At 71.6% G+C, this 2,063-nt stretch carries 2 protein-coding genes and 1 pseudogene; 2 read left to right on the top strand and 1 reads right to left on the bottom strand.

The genetic code is table 11. The features are described from left to right. Nucleotides 1-893, top strand: a pseudogene (locus tag C666_RS19415) (hypothetical protein); the annotation flags it as partial. 104 nt (nucleotides 894-997) lie between these two features. On the opposite strand, the gene C666_RS18965 reads toward C666_RS19415, so the two are convergent. Further along, nucleotides 998-1,468 (bottom strand): low molecular weight protein-tyrosine-phosphatase, encoded by a 471-nt coding sequence (locus tag C666_RS18965; RefSeq protein WP_028791971.1) that lies wholly within the window; start codon nucleotides 1,466-1,468, stop codon nucleotides 998-1,000. A 290-nt stretch (nucleotides 1,469-1,758) separates the two neighbouring features. On the opposite strand from C666_RS18965, the gene C666_RS18960 reads away from it, so the two are divergent. Beyond that, nucleotides 1,759-2,031 carry a hypothetical protein gene (locus C666_RS18960; RefSeq protein ID WP_004349869.1) on the top strand — a complete coding sequence of 91 codons (273 nt, stop codon included), beginning with the start codon at nucleotides 1,759-1,761 and terminating at the stop codon, nucleotides 2,029-2,031. Nucleotides 2,032-2,063 lie beyond the last annotated feature (32 nt).

Raw genomic sequence — 2,063 nt, 5'->3', positions numbered from 1 at the left:
GCCGCGGCCGCGGCCGCGGCCGCCGCTCGGGCGAAGCACTGGCCGGGGCCGTGGCGCAAGCCGGCGAGGAGAGCACGACCGCACTGGCGGCAGAGCCGGTGCCGGACGCGGAAGCCAGCGCCCCAGCAGCGGAAGCGCAAGCCGCCGAAACCGGCGTCCCCGCCCAGGCCGAAGCCACCCCGGCTGCCGTCGAGCCGGTCGAAGCGCTGCCGTCCGACGCGCCGGCCGAACCTGCAGAGGCCCTCAGCGCAGCGTCCGCCGAGCCGATTGCCGAGCCCGCCATCGCCGAAGCGACGCCGCCGGCCGAAGCCCAAGCTGCCGCGGAAGAGCCCACTCCGTTGCCGCTGGCCGCGACCGAAGCGGTGACGGTCGAGCCGCAGCCAGCCGAGACGGTGGAAGAAGCCCCCGCCCCGGTCAGGATCGAGGCCGAGACCGAAACCAGGGCCGAAACCGGGGTTGAAGCCGCGCCCGAAGCCAGCCTCCCGCCGCAACCCGCCGCCGAGGCCGAAACCATCGCCACCGGCGACGCGATGGAAGCGGAAAGCCCGGCAGCTGCCCCAACCGCAGCGCCGGCCCCCCTCGACACCGCCTCCTCGCTGATCGAGCGGGCCGTCGCGGCGCGGACGGTGGAACTGGCGCCCCAAGCGCCGGCGGCGGAGACGCCTGAAGACGCGGAGCCCGCTCCCGCCCTCGCCCCGGTACCGAGCGCGCTGATGATCACGATCCCGCCGACACCGACCGAAAGCGGCCTGATCATGATCGAGACCGATCCGGGCAAGCACGCATCATTCGGCACCGGCGCCCCGGAGCAGACCGTCCGCCTCGGCCGCAAGCCGCGTCCGGCCCCGGTCATCGCCGAAGAGCCGCTGCAGCAGGTCGAAACGCACAAGTAAGCCGCCGCACCCGAAGGCCGCCCCCGCAATGGAGGCGGCCTTTTTCGTTTGCATCAGAAAACTGAAGAGGGTGCGGGCTTGCCGCGATTGCGCACGAGCGCCGTTCAGGCTTGCGCCGTCAGGCTCTCCAGCAGACCGCGCACACCGCTTTCGCACATGTCGAGCACGACATCGAAGCCTCTCGGCCCGCCGTAATACGGATCGGGCACCTCGTCGAACTCGCTGTCGCGCGCATAGGCCATGAACAGCCCCAGGCGCGGAAGATAGACTTCCGGGCACAGGCGGCGCATGTGCTCCAGATGCCCGCTGTCCATTGCAAGAATCAGGTCGAAGCGCTGGAAATCGAACACTTCCAGCTTGCGCGCACGCAGCGCCGAAAGATCGTAGCCGCGCTGCTGCGCGGCCTTGCGCGTACGCGGATCGGGCGCCTCACCGACGTGATAGCCATGCGTACCCGCCGAATCGACCTCGATCAGGCTGCCAAGCCCCCCGGTCTGGATGAAATGCCGTGCAATGCCCTCGGCGGTCGGCGACCTGCAGATATTGCCGGTACAGACGAACAACACTCTTTTCAAGTCCATGGCCTCTTCTATCGACACGACCCACGGCGGCGGCGCGGCACATACGGCACGGCCGCCCTGAACGCAGCCTGCCGCCACGATCGAACGCCCATCCGCATCCGCCGACAAGAGAAGCCCTCACGGCCGGCCCCGCTGTGGGCGGATGCGCCCCATCTCCGATGCTACCCCATAGGCCGCGGGACGTGGCCTTTCGCCCTGCCCGGGCGCCCACCGAGGGGCGCCAGCCTGTCAGCCGTTCCCCAGCAGGCGCCTCAGCTCGCTGGGCGCACAGCCGGTCCAGCGCCGTGCAGGACCGCGGCGCGGGCCGCCTGCCCGGCTACCAGTTCGCCTCGCGCCAGCACACCAACGAACTCGCGCCGCTGTGGGCACTGGGCGCCGGCGCGGCGCTGTTCGACCAGCACCGCCGCGTGGACGCCCGCGCCGCCCGCCTGTGGGGTCACGGCCGGCCCTACGACTGGGACGGCTCCTGCATCGACAACACCGTGGTGTTCGACGTGATGAACCAGGTCTTCCTCAACGACCACCTGCGCGGGCAGCCGCGGACCGGCGCCCGCTGACCCCCGCCGGCCCGGCCGGCCGCGTGCGGCCG

Origin of the sequence: Thauera linaloolentis 47Lol = DSM 12138, assembly GCF_000310205.1 — a bacterium.
Taxonomy (GTDB): Bacteria; Pseudomonadota; Gammaproteobacteria; order Burkholderiales; family Rhodocyclaceae; genus Thauera; species Thauera linaloolentis.
This window is presented reverse-complemented; position numbering and strand designations above follow the sequence as displayed.